The organism is Shewanella loihica PV-4, assembly GCF_000016065.1.
GTDB classification, from domain to species: domain Bacteria; phylum Pseudomonadota; class Gammaproteobacteria; order Enterobacterales; family Shewanellaceae; genus Shewanella; species Shewanella loihica.
The window spans coordinates 3,874,671-3,893,711 of record NC_009092.1 but is presented as its reverse complement, the minus strand read 5'-3'; the positions used below and the strand labels follow the sequence as shown (position 1 = coordinate 3,893,711).

General features: G+C 53.2%; 16 protein-coding genes and 2 tRNA genes. 12 read left to right on the top strand and 6 right to left on the bottom strand.

Features of this window, described 5'->3' with window-relative positions:
• Nucleotides 1-127 precede the first annotated feature (127 nt).
• From SHEW_RS16855 to SHEW_RS16840, 4 genes are all read left to right on the top strand, one after another.
• On the top strand, nucleotides 128-919 hold the full coding sequence (locus tag SHEW_RS16855; RefSeq protein ID WP_223294736.1) for a copper resistance protein B: 792 nt from the start codon (nucleotides 128-130) through the stop codon (nucleotides 917-919).
• A 32-nt stretch (nucleotides 920-951) separates the two neighbouring features.
• Nucleotides 952-1,425: a hypothetical protein gene (locus tag SHEW_RS16850; protein WP_011867051.1), complete on the top strand. Its 474-nt coding sequence runs from the start codon at nucleotides 952-954 to the stop codon at nucleotides 1,423-1,425.
• Nucleotides 1,426-1,476: 51 nt separating this feature from the next.
• Nucleotides 1,477-2,037 carry a c-type cytochrome gene (locus SHEW_RS16845; protein WP_011867050.1) on the top strand — a complete coding sequence of 187 codons (561 nt, stop codon included), beginning with the start codon at nucleotides 1,477-1,479 and terminating at the stop codon, nucleotides 2,035-2,037.
• Nucleotides 2,038-2,199: 162 nt separating this feature from the next.
• Nucleotides 2,200-2,463: a DUF5676 family membrane protein gene (locus tag SHEW_RS16840; RefSeq protein WP_011867049.1), complete on the top strand. Its 264-nt coding sequence runs from the start codon at nucleotides 2,200-2,202 to the stop codon at nucleotides 2,461-2,463.
• Nucleotides 2,464-2,576: 113 nt separating this feature from the next.
• Here the strand turns inward: SHEW_RS16840 and SHEW_RS16835 are convergent, their stop codons facing one another.
• Nucleotides 2,577-3,635 carry a porin gene (locus SHEW_RS16835; protein ID WP_011867048.1) on the bottom strand — a complete coding sequence of 353 codons (1,059 nt, stop codon included), beginning with the start codon at nucleotides 3,633-3,635 and terminating at the stop codon, nucleotides 2,577-2,579.
• Between the two features lie 367 nt (nucleotides 3,636-4,002).
• Between SHEW_RS16835 and tcdA the strand changes: the two genes are divergently transcribed.
• Complete coding sequence (tcdA, locus tag SHEW_RS16830; protein WP_011867047.1) at nucleotides 4,003-4,815, top strand: tRNA cyclic N6-threonylcarbamoyladenosine(37) synthase TcdA; 813 nt, start codon at nucleotides 4,003-4,005, stop codon at nucleotides 4,813-4,815.
• Between the two features lie 112 nt (nucleotides 4,816-4,927).
• Nucleotides 4,928-6,157: a peptidase T gene (pepT, locus tag SHEW_RS16825; protein ID WP_011867046.1), complete on the top strand. Its 1,230-nt coding sequence runs from the start codon at nucleotides 4,928-4,930 to the stop codon at nucleotides 6,155-6,157.
• Between the two features lie 7 nt (nucleotides 6,158-6,164).
• Here pepT and SHEW_RS16820 read toward each other — a convergent pair whose 3' ends face one another.
• Nucleotides 6,165-7,805, bottom strand: coding sequence for a sensor histidine kinase (locus SHEW_RS16820; RefSeq protein WP_011867045.1), 1,641 nt, complete (start codon nucleotides 7,803-7,805; stop codon nucleotides 6,165-6,167).
• Nucleotides 7,806-8,034: 229 nt separating this feature from the next.
• Between SHEW_RS16820 and SHEW_RS16815 the strand changes: the two genes are divergently transcribed.
• Nucleotides 8,035-8,646 carry a superinfection exclusion B family protein gene (locus SHEW_RS16815; RefSeq protein WP_011867044.1) on the top strand — a complete coding sequence of 204 codons (612 nt, stop codon included), beginning with the start codon at nucleotides 8,035-8,037 and terminating at the stop codon, nucleotides 8,644-8,646.
• Between the two features lie 132 nt (nucleotides 8,647-8,778).
• On the opposite strand, the gene SHEW_RS20450 is transcribed toward SHEW_RS16815, so the two are convergent.
• Nucleotides 8,779-8,907: a DUF3149 domain-containing protein gene (locus tag SHEW_RS20450; RefSeq protein ID WP_011867043.1), complete on the bottom strand. Its 129-nt coding sequence runs from the start codon at nucleotides 8,905-8,907 to the stop codon at nucleotides 8,779-8,781.
• A gap of 312 nt (nucleotides 8,908-9,219) precedes the next feature.
• On the opposite strand from SHEW_RS20450, the gene SHEW_RS16810 reads away from it, so the two are divergent.
• Nucleotides 9,220-9,304: transfer RNA gene (locus SHEW_RS16810), tRNA-Leu, on the top strand.
• 51 nt (nucleotides 9,305-9,355) lie between these two features.
• Nucleotides 9,356-9,442 (top strand) — tRNA-Leu (locus SHEW_RS16805).
• 237 nt (nucleotides 9,443-9,679) lie between these two features.
• Here the strand turns inward: SHEW_RS16805 and SHEW_RS16800 are convergent.
• On the bottom strand, nucleotides 9,680-10,357 hold the full coding sequence (locus tag SHEW_RS16800) for a TorF family putative porin (RefSeq protein ID WP_011867042.1): 678 nt from the start codon (nucleotides 10,355-10,357) through the stop codon (nucleotides 9,680-9,682).
• 556 nt (nucleotides 10,358-10,913) lie between these two features.
• On the opposite strand from SHEW_RS16800, the gene nrfD reads away from it, so the two are divergent.
• Genes nrfD through SHEW_RS16785 form a run of 3 tightly spaced genes read left to right on the top strand, consistent with a single transcriptional unit; the run spans nucleotide 10,914 to nucleotide 15,615 of the window.
• Complete coding sequence (gene nrfD / locus SHEW_RS16795) at nucleotides 10,914-11,810, top strand: NrfD/PsrC family molybdoenzyme membrane anchor subunit (RefSeq protein ID WP_011867041.1); 897 nt, start codon at nucleotides 10,914-10,916, stop codon at nucleotides 11,808-11,810.
• Between the two features lie 9 nt (nucleotides 11,811-11,819).
• Entirely contained in the window at nucleotides 11,820-12,536 is a 717-nt protein-coding gene (locus SHEW_RS16790) for a 4Fe-4S dicluster domain-containing protein (RefSeq protein WP_011867040.1), read from the top strand.
• 4 nt (nucleotides 12,537-12,540) lie between these two features.
• The gene (locus tag SHEW_RS16785) at nucleotides 12,541-15,615 is read left to right on the top strand and encodes a molybdopterin dinucleotide binding domain-containing protein (RefSeq protein WP_011867039.1); all 3,075 of its coding nucleotides are present in this window, start codon (nucleotides 12,541-12,543) and stop codon (nucleotides 15,613-15,615) included.
• A gap of 177 nt (nucleotides 15,616-15,792) precedes the next feature.
• On the opposite strand, the gene SHEW_RS16780 is transcribed toward SHEW_RS16785, so the two are convergent.
• Both SHEW_RS16780 and SHEW_RS16775 read right to left on the bottom strand, forming a co-directional pair.
• Nucleotides 15,793-16,755, bottom strand: coding sequence for a LysR family transcriptional regulator (locus tag SHEW_RS16780; RefSeq protein ID WP_011867038.1), 963 nt, complete (start codon nucleotides 16,753-16,755; stop codon nucleotides 15,793-15,795).
• 377 nt (nucleotides 16,756-17,132) lie between these two features.
• Nucleotides 17,133-19,025: a TonB-dependent receptor plug domain-containing protein gene (locus SHEW_RS16775; RefSeq protein WP_011867037.1), complete on the bottom strand. Its 1,893-nt coding sequence runs from the start codon at nucleotides 19,023-19,025 to the stop codon at nucleotides 17,133-17,135.
• Between the last annotated feature and the right edge of the window lie 16 nt (nucleotides 19,026-19,041).

Here is a 19,041-nt window from a genome sequence, read left to right as displayed (position 1 = left end):
CCTGATCTCGCTTTCAACTCAGGCGGTAGCGGCGGGTGCTGCTATATCGAACGAAGCTGTGTCAAACAGTGCAGTGCCAAACAAAGCTGTGGCAAACGGTGCTACGTCCAACATGGATGGCGATAAGATGTTAGCAAGGATGAAAACCGCTTCAATGCCTGCCATGGCAGAGATGCAGATGCAGGGTGGCGATGCACCAGCTGATAGCCGCGATCCCCATGCCTATTCAGGGGGATACAGCCTGAGTAATGGTCCCTATGCCCTGCCCGAATCACAACGGATTCGGATGGCGGACGAAGCTGCCTTTTGGGCGGTCATGGGTGAACGTCTTGAATACGATAACGATGACAATATCGCCTTCGATCTATCGGCTTGGTACGGCGGAACCTACGACCGTATATGGCTGAAGTTAGAGGGAGATTATAGCCAAGATGGACTCGAGGAAACTCAAGCAGAGTTGCTCTGGGGACATGCCATCAGCAGCTACTTCGACTTTCAGCTGGGGACACGCTTTGACTACTACGCAGAAGGTCAGAACCGTCAATGGCTGGCCGTTGGCGTGCAGGGGCTCGCTCCCTACTGGTTCGAGTTGGATCTGACCGCTTATCTGGGAGAGCAGGGGCGCAGTGCCTTGAGTCTGCAGGTCGAGTATGAGTGGCTGCTGACTCAGCGGTTGATCTTACAACCCCGCGTCGAGCTGACCCTATATGGCAAGGATGATCCGCAAAACAGCATAGGCAGTGGTCTATCCGATGCCAGTCTTGGCCTCAGATTACGTTATGAGTTTTCTCGTCAATTCGCACCTTATGTGGGTATCGAGCGCAGAGAAACATTCGGCGCAACCGCCGATTATCTTGAAGCGGCCGGAGAATCGGCTGGAGACACCCGTGTACTGGCGGGTATTCGATTTTGGTTTTAACCCTATTAGTCAAACGACAGAAGGAGTCACCCATGAAAACTAACATACACACTTCCCTGGTCGCCGTATCGGCGCTCTTATTGTCATTGTCGGCTCAGGCCCATGATCCCAAGGAGCATATGACAAACGGCGAGCAACCTGATTGTGCGGCCATAATGCAAATGGACCAGAGTCAGATGCATATGAATCAAGATCAGATGCATATGAATCAAGATCAGATGCATAAGGGCCAGAGCCAGATGCAGATGAATCAGGATCAAATGCATAAGGACCAGAGCCAGATGCAGATGAATCAAGACCAGATGCATAAGGATCAGAGCCAGATGCATATGAATCAAGATCAGATGCATAAGGATCAGAGTCAGATGCATATGCACCAAGGCCAGATGGATATGAACGATCCTGTGATGCAGGCGTTGAGAGAAAAGTGCATGAAGGAGCAGCCTCAAGATAAAGACGATCACCATATGATGGACCAGCATGGTAAGGGCCATTCACAGGGATAATTGGATATCAGGTTTGCCGTTGAGGCGAGCCGAATTTATAGAGGAGTAATAATGGCATCGAGAGTAACGATTTTTGCCAAGAGTCTGTTGATAGTCGGGCTGTTGGGCGTGGTGATGTTGGCAGGGTACCTGTACTCGGGTCTTTATCCCATTGGTGCAGATACGCCGCACAACAAGTTGACCTTTTGGGCATTGGAGACCCTGAGAGAAAACTCGGTGGCGCGCGCGGCAAAAGCGATCCAAGTCCCTGCCGACTTAGGAACGCCCTCACGACTGTTAGCGGGTGGTCCCGATTACAATGAGATGTGTTCTGGGTGTCATCTCAGGCCGGGGCGGACTCAGAGTGATTTCACTCAGGGGCTTTATCCCTCGCCGCCCAACCTGAGTCGCCTAAAGGCGGGTGAAGAGGATATTGCTCAAAGACGTAAAGAGCACTTTTGGATCATCAAACATGGCATCAAGGCCTCTGGAATGCCTGCCTGGGGGCCGACCCATGATGATGAGCGGATCTGGAACATGGTGGCCTTCCTGGAGCGATTGCCCGAGCTATCTTCGGAGCAGTATCAGATCCTGACGGCAAGAGGGGAGCAAGACAGCGGCGGTCATCACTGACAGTGCCTAAACAAGGTTAAGTCTTAACGCCGATGTTGTATGGCGCAAGGACGTTGTTTTTACCTCACGACGTTGTCATAAGCAGGCTTAAGCCAGCATCAGTTAGGGAGAGGCCGAGCGCCATCTAAGCCTCGACCACCGAAGAGGAAATAGGAGGGTAAAATGAAATTAAATGAAACGGCATTTGCCTTTGCCTGTGCACTTGCCTTCGCCTTAATCTGGATAGTCTGTTCCCTCTTGGTGGTGGCTATGCCCATGATGATGTCTGACATGACGGGGCACATGCTACATACCAACTGGCAAACCATGGGGTGGCAGATGAACTTCAGTGGATTTGTGCTTGGGGGCATAGTCTGGGCACTGGTTGCCGGTCTAGTCGGATGGTTAATCGCGATCTTTTACAATCGATTTTCCACCAGTGACTGACGAGTGGGCAGCTGATTCGATAGCTGATTCGACAGTAAGCAGTTCTTACACAGAGCTAATGTCATGTAACGTAAAAGGCGGCCTTGGGGCCGCCTTTTCTTAAGCTGATAGACTTAGAAGTCGAAGCGCATGCCTATGGTGACTATGTCGTCACCCAGATCTTGCTTCATGCCAGCCAGTTTCAGGTCACCATCATATTTAGTGTAGTGACCATAAAATAGTGTGCTCTTGCTGATGCGGTAGTCGGCACCTATGCTGAACTGTTGTAGATCTACGTCTGACACGGTTTCCATGCCCGCGCCATCGCTACCACCCACATAACGCTTCACATACTTGCCCAGACCCGAATCGTCCTTACCGTACATCGCCTTAAGCTTCAGGTTACCCATCACATAGGCGGCGTTGATAAAGTAGGTATCGCCTTCTAGGTTGGCGTACTTGCTGTCCACATGTTCACTGTTCTGATACAGGGCGCCCAGAATCACCTGGCCAAATTTAACCTGTGCCACGCCGCGATAGGCTTTCACGTCATCGATGTTGTCGTTGTAGGCCGCGGCAACATAGTAGTTCTGCGCCTTGAGCGCCTTATCACCTAAGGTGGCGCTGAGGGCATACATGTTATCTGGCGTCACACGTTTCTCGTCTTTATAAGTCACATAGTTGTCTTCCACCAGGTAGGTGGCATTTAATGTGATGAGATCGGCGATCTTAGGCGAGTAGTAGGTGATACCGTCTGCGGTACGCGACTGACCGGCGGCCAGCAGATCGATATCTGAGTTGGTGTTACCAAAGAGGTCGAAGCCACCTTCGGATGCCTTAAATACGGTGTCGTTACGACCCACAAGGGCGGTACCTATGACGCTTCTTAGCCCCAGGTAGGTGTTACGCGCGGCAAAGGTGTTGCCTGAGTTGTCATAGTTGCTGACACCAAATTCCATCTGGTAGATCACTTCCAGGCCGTCGGCGACTTTTTCGCTGCCCTTCACCCCTAACCAAGAGAAGTTGTTTTCTATGATGGTGCCATCTTTCTGGTTTTGAGTGGCGATGCCATTATCCGAGTGAGTGAAGGCAAGATCGGCACGGCCATAGAACTGAGGACCGTCGGCGAGCGCGGTGAATGAGGTGGCTGCGAGGGTGGCGAAAATGCTTGCCGATAGAACAGATTTTTTCATTGTCATCTTCCTGTAGCGATTATGGCCATCTCAAAGAGGGCCTTTGATTTTTTTAGCTAACGAGAGTCATGGGCCCAGAGGGAGCTTTCTTGGCCGCTTATGCTGTGTCGCGGCGTCAGTGTGCCCAGAAGTGCAATGCTGAGGTGTGATCCGTGTCGCAAATCATTGGTTTTACGTGAGTTTTATCATGTTGTTTTACATTTAAAAACAGTGGGTTAATTTGCTCTTTACCCTGTGTCACCCTCTGCTTGCCAGGTTGCTGCAATCGCCCCATAGGCTTAACACTTGTCACCGTTTTTCTTTTTGGGATTTTGCCTGGGATTGCGGTAAAATCGGCGGGTTTTTAGTTATCTTACCGGAGCCCACCTTGAGCCAACCTGAACTCTCTGACGCCTATCTCAATCGCTTTGCCGGCATTGGCCGCCTATATGGCGCCAAGGCACTGACCCGATTTGCGCAGTCCCATGTGGCTGTGGTCGGCATAGGCGGGGTAGGTACCTGGGTAGCCGAGGCACTGGCCCGTAGCGGCATAGGCGAGATCACCCTGATCGATCTCGACGATATCTGTGTCACCAACACCAACCGCCAGCTGCACGCCCTCAAGGAGACGATAGGCGAGTCTAAGGTGGCGGTGATGGCCGAGCGTATCATGCAGATCAACCCCGAGTGCCGGGTCAATCAGGTGGAAGATTTCATCACCACAGATAACCTGAATGACTATTTTACCGGTCGTAAGCAGGGCGGTAGCCTGGACTACGTGGTCGACTGTATCGATGCGGTCAAACCTAAGGCGGCATTGATCGCCCACTGTAAGCGCCAGAAACTGCCGATAGTGACGGTAGGCGGCGCCGGCGGTCAGACAGATCCCACTCAGATCCAGGTGGCGGATCTGGCCAAGACCTATCAAGATCCTCTGCTGGCCAAGGTGCGTAATCTGCTGCGCCGCGAATACAATTTCTCTAAGAATGTGCAGCGCCGTTTCAGTATCGAGGCTGTGTTCTCCACCGAGCAGCTGGTCTATCCCCAGTCCGATGGCAGCGTCTGCAACGTCAAGGCCACGGCCGAGGGCAGCATGCGCATGGACTGTACCTCTGGCTTTGGCGCCGTCACAGTGGTGACAGGTAGCTTCGGCTTTACCGCCGTGAGCCGGGTGCTGACCAAGCTTGCCGCCAAGGCATAGCCGATATCGCCTGCTGGCCTGAGGCGTAAATCACCAAAAACTTGATTTAAGTCTAAAGTCACCCTTTGGTCACTTGTTAGACTCAGTCGACATTTTTTGCTGGTGATTGATTATGAAACAGGCCCTGTTAAATCGATTCTTACGCTATGTGCAATTTGATACTCAGTCTGACGGGAGCCAAAGCTGCTGCCCCAGTACCCAGGGGCAGATGGCGCTGGCGGATCAACTCAGAGAGGAGCTGATCAAGTTAGGCTTCAGTCAGGTAGCGCTTTCCGCTACTGGCTATCTGACGGCCCTGGTGCCCGCGACAGTTGAAGGGGTTCCACCCATCGGCTTTATCGCCCACCTAGACACGGCGCCCGACTTTAGCGGTGCCAATGTTCGTCCTCAGCTGATCGAGAACTATGATGGCGGCGATATTTCCCTCGGCGCGCAGCATAGACTCTCCCCCGAGGAGTTTCCCGAGTTAGATCACTACCTGGGACAGACGTTGATCACCACAGATGGCAGTAGTCTGCTGGGCGCCGACGACAAGGCGGGGATCGCCGAGATCATCACAGCGCTATCGACCCTTCTGCAAGATCCCGACAGTCGCCATGGCGATATCTATCTCTGTTTCACGCCGGATGAGGAGATAGGGCGCGGCGCCGATAAGTTTGACTTCGACGCCTTCAAGGCCGAGTGGGCCTACACGGTAGATGGCGGCGAGCTAGGTGGGCTGGAGTTCGAAAACTTCAACGGCGCCACGGCCGTGGTGACCGCCAAGGGCAACAACTGTCACCCGGGTTCGGCCTACGGCGTCATGGTCAACGCCCAGACCATGGCGGCGCGTTTTCATGCCAAGATGCCCCTCGGTGATACCCCGGAGAACAGCCTGGATTACGCCGGATTCTTCCATCTTATTGAGATGAAGGGGGTGACCGAAGAGGCGCAGCTCACCTATCTGATCCGCGATTTCGACCTTGACCAGTTTGAGCAGCGCAAGCGTTGGCTTGTCGAGCGGGTCGAGGCCTGCGATGCTCAGCTGCAGCAGGGCTCATTAAGCGTCAGCATCACAGACAGCTACTACAATATGCGCGATCAGCTGATCCCCCATCCCCATATCGTCGAGATCGCCAAGCAGGCGATGACTGACCTTGGTATTACTCCCAAGATCAAACCTATCCGCGGCGGCACCGATGGCAGTCGTCTCTCCTACATGGGGCTGCCTTGTCCTAATCTGTTTACCGGTGGCCATAACTTCCATGGCAAGCATGAGTTTATCTGCCTGGAATCTATGGTGAAGGCGACCGAGGTGATCATGGCGATCTGTCAGCTGACGGCCAAGCAGCTGAAAGCCTGATTAGTGCTTAAAAGCCCGATGGGTTGGAGAGGTTGAGCTCGACGGCCTGATTGTCCAGTACCTCCACCGGGAAGCTCACCTCGAAACAGGCCCCGCCCAGCTCGCCGTCGTCGCGATAGCGAATATTGCCTTGGAGCAGGGTGACGGCGTTGAAGGCGGCGGAGAGGCCTAGGCCCGTGCCGCCTTCAGATCGCGTGGTGGTATAGAAGGGCTCGAAGATATGGCCGGTAGCCTCGCTGTCGATCCCCGGTCCATCGTCCTGAATACAGATCTTGAGCATTCCCGCGTCCACCTCGGCATCTATCCTGATTTTCCCCTGACTGCGGCCCTTGAAGCCATGGGCATAGGCGTTGGAGAAGAGGTTAGTGACTATCTGCTTAAATAGGCTCAGGTTGGTGAGTATGTTGAGGTCGGGATCGACCCGATACTCCACCTCGGCAAGCTTATCGCCGTAGATAAATCGCATCGACTCGTGGTGCTCCTCTAGCCCCTGTTTGAGGTTGATGCTGCGCTTATCTTCCAGGCTCTGCTCGGCCGCTATGGTCTTGAACTTCTGGATCAGGCTGCTGGCACGGGTGATGTTGCTGATGATCAGCTCACAGCTCTGCTGGTACTCTTCCAGGATGGCGTTGATCTCCTCCAGGGTCGCGTTCTCGCTGTGGATCAGTTTGATCAACTCCTCGATATGGATCAGCTGAGTGCTGGCGGCGGTGAGACAGATGCCTATGGGGGTGTTGATCTCGTGGGCCACGCCAGAGACCAGGCCGCCGAGGGCCGCCATCTTCTCCTGCTCGACCAACACCTGCTGGGCACGCTTGAGCACTAAGAGGGACTGTTCCAGCTCCTGGGTGCGTTCCTTCACCTGGCGGGCCAGCTCATCCTTGTAGCTACGTTCCAGCTCCAGTAAGCGCTCGCGATCCGCCAGGGCTTCCTGTAGCTCCAGTTTGGAGGCCTTGATGTCGTCGAAGGAGCGTCTGAGTTGCTGCTGCATCTTATTTATCGCCTCGGCAACCAACCAGAACTCGTCATTCTTATGGCTGTCCTTGACGAATACCAGGGGCTCGAACTCGCCTTCCAGGTTGATGTTTTGGCTATAGTCGCTGAGCTTATGCAGGTGGCGAGTCACCAGATACCAGACCAGGAAGAGGATGAAGCCGGCCACGATGAAGGTCTTGATGGCGTTGGAGAGCAGTATGACGATGGCGCGATCCAGCAGTTTCTCATACACCACCCTAAGATCTGCCTGCACCAGCAGGGTACCCACATCGATATTCTCGTTGCCCGAGCTGTAGACCAACTTGAAGCTGCGCTCTATGGTGTTCTCCGGCGTGGCCGTGCCCGCCTGCCAATGCTGGCCACTGTCGTCGTCTATCTCAATATAGGTGATGTCCGGCAGTTGGATGAGGCCATCTATCTGGGTGTTGATCAGCCGCTCGTCGATCACCCAGATGCTGGCCGCCAGCACGTCGAGATTGACCTTCTCTATGCTGTCGAATTGGCGGGTGATGCGGTTGACGTCGCTACGATAGTCGTTGATCAGCTGAAAGCCCGTGGTGAGCAGGGTGATCAAGGAACTAAAGAGGATGATCGACAGGGTGAGTTTTCTGCCGATGGGACTCTTGAGTAGCTGCGCTGTGTGGTTTGCCATTTATGGGTTCGCTTATCCTAAGCACCATAAGAACGGCCGACGATTGACGCTAGGTGCAGTGTCCAGATCACATAGCTTTAAGCATAGCCTGATTATTATCTTCTGCTCGGGTTAAGGGATAAAAATGTCGCCAAGATGATGTTTGTAAAGTCTTTATGTAGCTATGCGTGTTGGCATTTTACTTGCAGTTATTCTGCTTACTGCAGGTTTTTTGACACTAGGTATCAAGATGGAAAAAGTAAATCTGATGCTGTTTAAACAGACGAGTCCCAAACAAGTGATCTTTAATTTGATGTTGTGGCTGACCCTGATCAGCGCCGCCTTACTCTTTGCACCCACCTCCTTGATGCAGACCCTGAGGTTAGAGCTGCTGGTTAACCAGTATGCCCACTTCATCGGCCTAGGGCTGATTGTCGGCGCCGCCTATCTGCTGACTCAGGTGACCAACTATTTTCTCGACGAGGCGATTAAGCACCTAAAGGGCAAGCGCACCAAGGAGACGATCGAGAAGAAGGTGAGGTTGCTGGATCCCACAGAGCGCGCCCTGCTGCGAGAGTTCTTCCTGCAAGGGGAGACGGTACTGACCCTGCCGGAAAATGAGGCCGCGGTGCAGAGCCTGCTGCAGGCCAACATCTTGCAGTATCTGGGCAACAAGCAGCAGTACGCCATCCACGGGCCGACGGCAGATTTTAAGATCGCTATGGAGGCGAGATCCCATCTCAACCGCCAGGTGTTGCGTCTGCCACAGGGCGAGCCTAATCAAGAGCAGCTACAGCTGCTGATCAAGGCCAGACCCCACTTTATCCACAGTGTGGTGCCGAGCCGGAAGCACGCCGCCTAATCTCGTTTTGGGGATTTGGTAAGAACTGTGTAGGAAGTTGGGTGTGGAAACACCGAGCGCTAGATAAAAAAAGTGGGGGCATAAGCCCCCATTTGCATTAGAAATATGATTTTCTGGACTTCTAAGTCCTATCTATTCTGGTTTCGACTTCGAGATAAACAACCACATGATGTATGACATTATGCCAATGGTGGTGAAGATCACTATCATAGATAGCAGGCCAATGGGGTTACCGAACATTAAATCTAACCAAAATGCCATGTGAGAAATCCTCTTTTGCAGCTGTTTATATCGTTGTCTGAAGCTAAATTAGCGCGAATGGATATGAGAAATGCTGATCTCGATCAATGAATGCTGTCAATTTGATAGCGCCCTATCATCGTTTTGCTAAATTTTGTGAGCCTGGTGGCAAATTTCCCCCCTGCAAACGGGGCGGTTGTGACGAGTTTTAACCGCTTAGGATGAAAAATCGGCAGTCGGTAATAAAGGTGTCGCAAAAGGCTTGCCATTAGTAAAAGCAAAGGTATAATTCCGTTCACTTACTCGAGACAGAGAGTAAGGTCTGATTGATGAGCCGGAGTGGTGGAATTGGTAGACACGACGGATTCAAAATCCGTTTCCTTCGGGAGTGACGGTTCAAGTCCGTCCTTCGGTACCATTATCAGTTGCTCTCCTCGAGAGAATAGCGGTAAGATCAGACAGACAAGATGCAGATGTGGTGGAATTGGTAGACACGCTAGCTTCAGGTGCTAGTGGCTTAACGGCCGTGCGAGTTCAAGTCTCGCCATCTGTACCAACTTGTTGATGCACTCCTCTCTAGAAGAGATAAGAACCTGCTTAATAGCAGGTTTTTTTATGCCTGAAATTTGTGTCTGTTTAATAATCTCGCCTGCATCTCCCCTTAATTGACAGCTCTTAACAGCCTCTGCTGAGTTGCTAGTAATAGCAAGTAGTCGCAAGCCTCTAGCCTAAACAGCTGGAGCGCCTTCGGCGCCCCATCTCTTGCTTATTTTAACTCTGTGTATGACTGCAACTAGAAGTTGTAGGCGAGACCTATCATATAGTGGTCGTGTTCGAACTCCTGGTAGCTGGCCTCTAGCATGAGATCCAACTGAGATAGCAGTGGGTAGCGATAGCGCAATCCAACATCGTAGATGCTATCGGCCACCTTGCCATTGTCGAGATAGCCATAGTTTTCCGCATCGGTAAACAGGCCCACGTGCGCGACCAGTTGACTCTCGTTAAACAGATCTAAGCCATAGTTAACCTCGGTATACCAAGCTTCCACATCCTGATCGTAGTTCACCGTCAGATTGAGGGCCTTGTAGTCGATGCTTACTGCATACTCGACGCTGTAGCCACCGGCCCCATAGGTGTATTTCATGGCATTGAAACCCAGGCCCAGATCCTCGGTGACCATCTGGTAGTAGCCGCCGTAGTAATCTATCTCATAATCGTTGTAGATACTGCCTTCGTCTTCATATCGATAGGTCTCGAATGAGGTCCCCAGATAGAAGCCGCTTTCATGTTCCACCATGAGGTCGCCCTGCAGGGTGGGCTTGTTGTCGCTGATGGTTTGGCCGCGCCATAGGTAGTTGCTGAGGCCCATGAGTACGCCTGAGGCGGCGAATTGACTTTCTTCGGCCGCTAGTGGTTGGCTCATGGTGCAGGCGATGGCTAAGGCGCAAGAGGAGAGTATTATCTTATTCATTATCAACCCTTAAACTATTTTTAGTCTGTTCTAATAAACCTTGGTATTAAACTTGTTTTAATTTATTTGATTGCCACTTTTATTGTGGTTCTTAGATTGTAATAAATAGATTTAAATAAAATAATCACCCTTTATTAAAATATTGTTTATTTGTGATTGAATGACTTTTTTCTGTTTTGGTAAAAATGCAATTTGCATCTTGCAGGAGAATAATGAGGATAATAAATGTTCAATGGGTTACTGTTATCTTGTTGATTTTAATTGCTTAAAGTATTGTTCGTGATGCTTGGGTACTTTGTGGGTTAGTCGCAAAATGATTTCTCGAAAAGTGAAAATAACCACTTTCTTCAAATTCTCACCATTGAGGGAATACGCTTAATAGTTAGTGTGATCTGGCTCCTTATTTATTTTGGTTTGATTTGTATGATTTTAATAAGGGTGAATAAGTCTATTTCTCCCGTTTGGTCTGTTATATATCATCTTAAATTTCTTTATGTCTACGCCAATCAATTAATCGGCTGGAATAAAGAGGTAAATAGAATAATAAGGAATGTCTATGAGCGAAGTGCATTGGGGGCTGTTGGTGGCAGCCTATCTGTTCTTGGCCGGTGCGGGAGCGGGGGCCTTGTTTATCAGTGGCGCCCTGGTTCTGTCCGAAAAGGTGGTTCACGCCCACCACTGGTCGACCGCGAAGTTTAGCGCCATCGCGGGCCTGTTACTCTTGATGTTGGGCACTGGGATGATCGTCTTCGATCTGACCTCGTTCCAGTACGGCATCTTCAATGGCGACATGAGTAAGCTGCTGCGCTTCTATCGCCTGTTTATGACCTTCGAGCCCAGCTCCATGATGAGCATAGGTACCTGGCTGCTGACCCTGGCGATCATCTTCGCGCTGCTGTTTTGCTTCTCCTTCAAGCGGCGTAATCAGGAGACCTTTACCAGCCGTGGCTATGCGCTGATCAATCTGATCCTCGCGATCTGCGTCGCCTCCTATACGGCACTGCTGATCGGTGACATCAAGCACAACATAGTTTGGTCTAACAGCATCTTGGTGGTGATCTTCCTAGTGTCTGCCATCTCGTCAGGCGCCGCCGTGGTGCTGATCGTCAAGACCTGGCTAAAGCAGAGCGACCCACATCATCACTTCGCCAAGGCAGATTCCATGGTGATGCTCATCGAGCTGTTTGTACTGGGTATCTTCGTCTACGCCATCGCCAATGTGAGCAAGTTCTATGGCCTGGATAACCTGCTGGGGATGGCGACATCGGCCGGTAAGATCTGGTGGCTCGGCGCCGTAGTGGTTGGCCTGTTGCTGCCACTGCTACTCAACCTTACCTCTATCATGGGCAGAGTCGGCGTGTCTCACGCTAAGGAGTATGGTATCGCCGCACTCACCTTAGTCGGCGCCTTCTGCTTACGTTATTCGGTGTTACTGGCCGGTCAGTCTTATTAGGAGCTAAAGATGTTAGATAGAAGAAGAACACTCAAACTCCTGGCTGGCGGCGCCATCGCAACCACAGGCATGATGTTTATCCCCGCCGATCCTGTGATCGCCGATATTCGTCGTCAGGGTAAGAAGCGTCTGGCCATGGTGATCGATCTCGGTCGCTGCAACGGTTGCAAGGCCTGTGTGGTCTCCTGTGGTATAGAGAACGGCAACCTGCCTGACGAGCATAGAACCCAGGTGCCGCAACACAGCGTGGATCTGAATGGCAAGCAGTATGTGTTTAACATGCCGATCCTCTGCAACAACTGCGACAGGCCCTCCTGCGTGTCTGTCTGCCCGACGGGCGCCACCTTCAAGCGCGAGCAGGACGGCATAGTGGTGGTGGACTCAGAGCTGTGTATCGGTTGTAACTACTGCATCCAGGCTTGCCCCTACGATGGGGTGCGTTTCACCCATTCAGCCACGGGCACCGTGGATAAATGTAACTTCTGTATTCAGCGAACCAGCCGCGGCTTGCTGCCTGCCTGTGTCGAGACCTGTACCGGTGGTGCCCGTGTCTTTGGTGACATTAACGACCCCGAGAGCGAGGTCTCCAGGCTGATACGTCAGCACAGGCCGCTGGTGTTGCAGGCCGGTAAGCAAACCTCCCCCAATGTGTTCTATATCGGCTTGACCCAAGACGAGAGCGACAGGGCATACAGTATCAATTCTCCCCAAACCTGGCAGAGGTAGCAGCATGGATCGTAGAGATTTTTTAAAGGCGGGTTCGGTTGCCGCCGTGATGACAACTGGCGCGCTGGGCGCCAAGGCCGCAACAAAGGCGAGCACGAGCGACGCCGAGATCAGCCGCTATGCCCCAACCTCGCTGACCCCTGAGTACTATTTTGATCAGGACAAGCAACTGGTGGAAAACCCTGAGCAGCGTTTCGCCTTCTCCAAGTGTTTCGGTTGCTTTAACGTCTGCGGTGCTCGGGTCAGCATAGACAACAAGACAGACAAGGTGCTACGCGCCGTGGGTAATCCCTATACCCTGACCAATAACGCAGGCCAGCCCTTTACCATGGAGACGCCGCCTAAGGAGGCGATGTTACAACTCTCCGCCGTCAGCGGCCTGAGCCAAAGCAATCGCGCTACTCTGTGTGGCCGCGGTAATGCGGTGCCCGATGCGTTCGAGGATAAGCACCGTATCACCCAGTGCCTCAAGCGGGTGGGCAAGCGAGGTGAGAATCGCTGGCAGAGCATCTCCTATGAGCAGCTGCTCAAGGAGGTGATTGAGGGCGGCGATCTGTTTGGCGAGGGCAAGGTCGAGGGGCTGAGGGCGATTCATGATAATCCTGCGCTGGCCAATCCGCGTTATCCAGATTTCGGTCCGGTGAAGAATCAACTGCTGGTCTCTACCTCCTCTGAGCAGGGGGCTCGGGCCGATTTTTTACACCGCTTCGTCAAGGAGTCCTGGGGCACACCCAACATAGGCAATAAAGACTCCTACTGTGGTCACCAACAGGTGGCGGGTTGCGCCCTGGGTTGTTTCGATGCTGTCGACGAGATGGCCTTGCCTCAGGTGGACTATGAAGAGACCAAGTTTGCCATCTTCATAGGCACCAACCCTGGGCTCAGTGGCAACGGTCTCAACGTGGGCTCGCGCCGCCTGGCCAAGGCCCGTAGCGATCGCCCCGATTTTAAGTATGTGGTGGTCGATCCCATCTTGCGCTCCTTAACCTCAGAGGTGGATAACGGCCAGGGCGAGTGGCTGCCCATCGTCTCGGGCGGCGATACCGCGCTGATGTTCGCTATGATGCAATACATCATCAATCATGATCGCTATCGCCGTGCCTATCTTGAGGCGCCCAGCCAGGCCTGCGCCGATGCCATCGGCGAGATCAACTACACCAACGCCACCTATCTGGTGGTGAAAGAGCCTGGTCATCCCCTGTATAACCAGTTCCTGACCGCCGAAGCTTGTGGCGTGGGCGAGGCCGAGATCAAGATGGTGATCGACAAGGCTACGGGTCAGCTGGTGACAGGCGAGAGCGAACAACCGGCCGAGCTCTTCTATAAGGGCAAACTGGCGATCGGTAATGGCGTCGAGCTGCAGGTGGAGACAGCCTTCTCACTGCTTAAGCAGAGGGTGAACGGCTATCCGATGCGCCTGCTCTCCGAGCGCTGCGGCATCCCTGTGGCCAAAATAGAGGAGTTGGCTAAGGAGTTCACCTCCCACGGGCGTAGCGTGGCTATTGAGACCTGTACCGGCTGTAATGCCTCAGACGGCGGTCAGTTTACCTTCGCCATGATCATGCTGGGCACTCTGGTTGGCGCCCATAACGCTAAGGGCGGCATGATGCACATGGGGGGCGTGGGCTACGCCGCCATGTACGACATCTACGATGGCCCTCTCTATAACCTGATGGATTTTGAGCACACCTCGTTGACCGGCTATAACGCCGAGCGCTCCGGCGATTATGAGCTGAGCCATGAGTATCAACAGAAGCTGGCCAAGGGGATAAACCCTTACCCGGCGGAGCAGCCCTGGAACAACACCTTTGTGCAGGATAACAGCGGCGAGCTGCTGGTGGCCCATGCCAACAAGAACCCGTTCCAGTTCAAGGCCTGGATCACCTGGGCAACCAACCCCATCTATGGCTGCTCAGGCCTGCAGGATCAGGTGGAGGACTCCATCAGAGATCCTAAGCAGCTGGGGCTAATCATCGCCCTGGATCCCTATATCAACGAGACCAATGTGTTCGCCGACTATATAGTGCCTGACTCATTGCAGTATGAGCAGTGGGCCAACTCACGCATGTGGGGCAGCGAGTTTGTCGGCGACGTGGCCTGTGTGCCCGTGGTGGCTTCGCGTAACGTCAAGACAGCCCATGGCCAAGAGGTCAACATGGAGCAGTTCTTGATCGATATCAGCAAGGCGATAGGCTTGCCAGGCTTTGGTGACAAGGCGTTTAAGGACATCGAGGGACGCGACTTACCGATTCATGAGCCGGCCGACTTCTATGTGCCGCTGTTTGCCAATATCGCTCACACAGGATCTGTGCTGCCATCGCCCACGGAGGAAGATATCGCCTTTACCAGCGTGGATCGTGTGCTGCCGCTGTTCAAGGCCAGACTCAAGCCCGAGGAGGTGGGGCCGACCGCCTACATGCTGACCCGTGGGGGACGTTACGAGCGGGTGGATGAGCGTTACGAAGGGGAGTTTTTCAACCCCATGATGCGCATGGACACTCAGTTCCAGGTGTACAACGAGTCCCTGGCCCGGGTGAAAGACTCCTACAGTGGCGAGTATAACGACGGCCAACCCGTCTATGATGTGGATCGCTTCTGGGACGGCTCGGCGGTGCGTGCGCTGTGGAAGGTGAATGAGTATCCCTTTAACCTGTCGACCTTCAAGCTGCATCTTCGTAGCCCTTATTCTGTGGCGCTGCCACGCATCACGGCCCTGGGTGAGACCAACTATATCCATCTGCACGAGGATGATGCCGCCAAGTTCGACATCAAGGATGGCGATAGGGCGCAGGTGCTGTCTCCTAAGGGGAAACATATCGAGGGGATAGTGCAGGCCGATAAGACGGTGGCTCGCAACACCATAGTGGTGGGCATGGGTTATGGCCACTGGTGCTTCGGCGCCAGCGATCTGGAGGTGGATGGCCAGGTGATTCCCGGCATTCCATCGAGAGGAACGGGTGTCTGTCCTAACCCCTTCAACATAGTGGATCCTAGCCGTAAGGGCGCCAGCCTCTACCGGGACCGAACCTTTGGTTCGACCGCCAGACATGGTGTGCCTGTGGCGATCCGTAAGGTCTGACCCAAAGAAAGCGCCGCGTCATTTCGAGGCGGCGCATCTTATTACGCTGTTGTTAGGCCGCCTTTGTCGTCAATCACTCGGATAGGACACTCTTGCCCCCATCTCCTGTCTTAGCGACCAAGGTTTTACCTAGATACTCTATTTATCCTTAGCTTTGATAGATAGAGTTTTTTCTTTTTAGCGGCCCATGGCCAGATACCACTCATCACGTATGCCGTTAAATAGCTGCTGCTTGAGCCAGTGGTGGGTGGGAGACTGGTTGATCTCCGAGTAGATGAGGTAATTGCCGACCGTGCGACCAACGGTGATCTGCTTGAGTAGGCGTTCGGTGAGAGCGCTTGGTAGTGTGGCGGTTCGTATTCCCTTGATCAGCGAATAAAACTCGCGGGTGAAGACGTTACAGCTCATGGAGATGGCGCGTCCATCGAGAATATGACGGCTCAGGGCGGCGATATTGTCTGTGGCACCGAGCACGTTAACCGCCTTGCCTTCCGTCTTACCCAGTTGTTCCAGTAGCGGCATGGGCAGATCGTTATAATTATCCAGGGCGAAATAATCATATTGGCATAAGTTGGCCAAGGTAAATTCATCTTCAAATACCGCATGTCCCTCCTTGGCGATTAAAAACAGCTCCTCGGTGGGGGAAAACATCTCACAGATGATCTTGTGATCTTTAAACCTTTCGTAGACGACGGCAAAGTCAATCTCGCCATGTTCTATGGCGCGGCTACAGTCGCTGGAGAGGGTGCGCACCTCGAAGGTTAAATTAGGCGCCTGAGGCAATATATATTGATGAATCACCTTGTTGATCACATAGGTGAATTCGTTATAGGCGTAGATCTTAAAGTGGCCCCGGGCGGTGAGCGGATTGAAATGAATATGGTTGTGTTTGATCACCTGATAGTCATGGAGCAACTGCTTGATGTAAGGCAGGAGTTGTATGGCTTTGTCTGATAAGACAAACCCTTGTGCCCGGCGGATGAAGAGTACGTCCTTAAAGATATCGCGCAGTATGCCAAGGTGACGGCTGACCGAAGAGATGCTCATCCCCAGCTCATTGGCGACCAGGCCTGCATTCAAGTGACGACTGATGGATTCGAAAATGATCAGCGAATGATAATCGAGTTTATCAATATTCATGGGGAGAGGAATTAACGGTTTTTATTGGTTAATTTTTACCATTTTACCTAGGCATCAAACAAATTGGCCTGGCAATTCTGTGTGTCAGGTTGGCTTTTATCGACTAAAGCCTAATGGCCCGGACAATTATTTTTTAAAGGCGATAATGGCGCTCAAATCCAAGTCATAAACATTTTTAATAGGTGAATATTTAATAGACGAGTATTCAATTAAAAAGGTCTCCAAAATAGTCGCTGGAAACGCCGGAGATAAGGGCGAGCTAATGGGCTTGACTAGCAAGCCTTAAAAAAAAGAAGCATCCATGCTTTGGGAGTATAGCTAAGGTTAAAAGAGGTGGGTGCCCGTCTCTTGACGCCGACCTCAGGGGTTAACTCTGCTTACTGAAATTGATAGCTCAGGGTGATGCCAAACTGCCTGCCCCGAGCCAGGGTCGCTAACTCGTCGCTGCTATAGAAGTAGCTCTCGTTGGTGAGGTTCTCGCTCCACACCTTTGCCGACAGGTTCGGGGTGATCTGATAGCGCATGGCGGCCTCGACCAGGTTGGCGGCATCGCGGGTCAGCTCGCCCGAGGCGGGCTCCTTGACCGGTGCCAGGTAGCGATAGCCTGTGCTGAAACTAAAGTCAGACCATCTGTATTCCATGTTGACGCCAAGCTCGTTGCGACCGGCATCGGCCAGGCGATCGCCCTCGTCGCTGACGGCGTCTATCCACTGGCCCGTGCTACCCAGGGTAAACTGCTCGCTGGGGCGCCAGTCGATGCGATATTCCAGCCCCTTGATGCTGCCGCTGTCGACGTTGCGATAGCTGAGCGTCTCCTCGGCGATGCTGACGCGCTCGATATAGTCGCTGACGCGTGAGTAGTAGGCCGCCAGCTGCCAGGCGAAGTCGCCATAGACATCGGTGAGGGTCAGCTCGGCCGTGGTGGATTTTTCTGGCACTAGGTCGCTATTGGCCACTATGGTGCCACGTCCCGTGCTGCCGCTGTAGTAGTGTTCGGTCAGCGAAGGGAAGCGGTAGGCGTTGCCCAGGTTAATCTTCCACTCCTGCTGCTCGCCGCGGGTATAGACGGCGCCGATAAATCCGGTGACGGCGGTGTCTGAGTGATCCTCTGCCCCCTCGCCGGACTGTTGATAGCGCGCGGCGCGCATCCCCGCCACCAGTTGCCAGCTATCCAGTTGAGTGCTGGCGTCGGCAAATAGGGCGTATTCATCCTGGCTGGCATCGATATTCTGCTGCTGGCTGGTGCTGTCATTTTTCAGCGACCGCTCGAACTCCGAAGCCTTGACGCCACGACGTGCGATATAATCGGCGCCCCAGCGGCCATTGAAGTCGCCGCCTTGCCACTCCTTGACCCAGTGACCACCAAGATCCAGCGACTCGTTACTGACAGTGTTGACCCGTTTTGCCGGGCGTATGGTCTCAGTCTCCAGGCTCTGGTCGTGGGCGAACAGGCTCAGGCTCCAGTCGTGAGGCCGTGTCAGGCGCCATTGCAGCAGGTGGTGCTGCTCGTCCGGGTAGGAGACGATCTTCTTGTTGGGATAGTCCTTGCTGGACTTACCTATGTCGTCGCCATTGCTGTAGAGGTAAAAGGTGTCGCTCTCCAGGCCATTGTCGAATGCCCAGTGGTGATCGATCAGCGCAGATTGCTGGTCGAAATGATCATATAGGGTGTTGCCCTGCACATCTTCGCTATTGCCGGCGTGTTGTCTCGACAACGCCACGGACCACTGCTCGTTACCGGCTTCCAGGGTCTGCTGATCATACTTGGCATCGGTCAGGGTCAGGCTGGCCGCCACATTGTGGGCGTGCTTGGGGTTGAGCTGCACCAGACCACCCAGGGCTCCTGAGCCATAGTAGGTGGAGGAGGGCCCCTTGATCACATTGACCGATTCGAGAAATTGCGGCGGTATGAATGAAGCTGTCGTTCCGGCCCGGCGTTCTGTGTAGAGCGGAATGTCACCGATAAAGGTTGGCACTCGCCAACGGGACATCCCCCTGAGTCCGACGGTTTGAAAAAGCCCTCCCTGGCCGACAAAACTAATTCCGGGAACGGAATGCAACAAACGTGCTAGGTTAGTCGGGGTCGAATCGCTGTCGTCCGGATTAAGGGTATTGACGTTCGCCGTCGTGGCAACAGGACTCTGAGTGGCATTCCTGTTGCCATTGATGGTGATACGTTCAATCGACTGCGCGGCCAACCCCGATGAAGAGGTCAACACGAGGAGCGATGTGAGTATCGATGAAGTGATTCTGTTCAAAGATAAAGACATGCGGCTTACTCCAGTG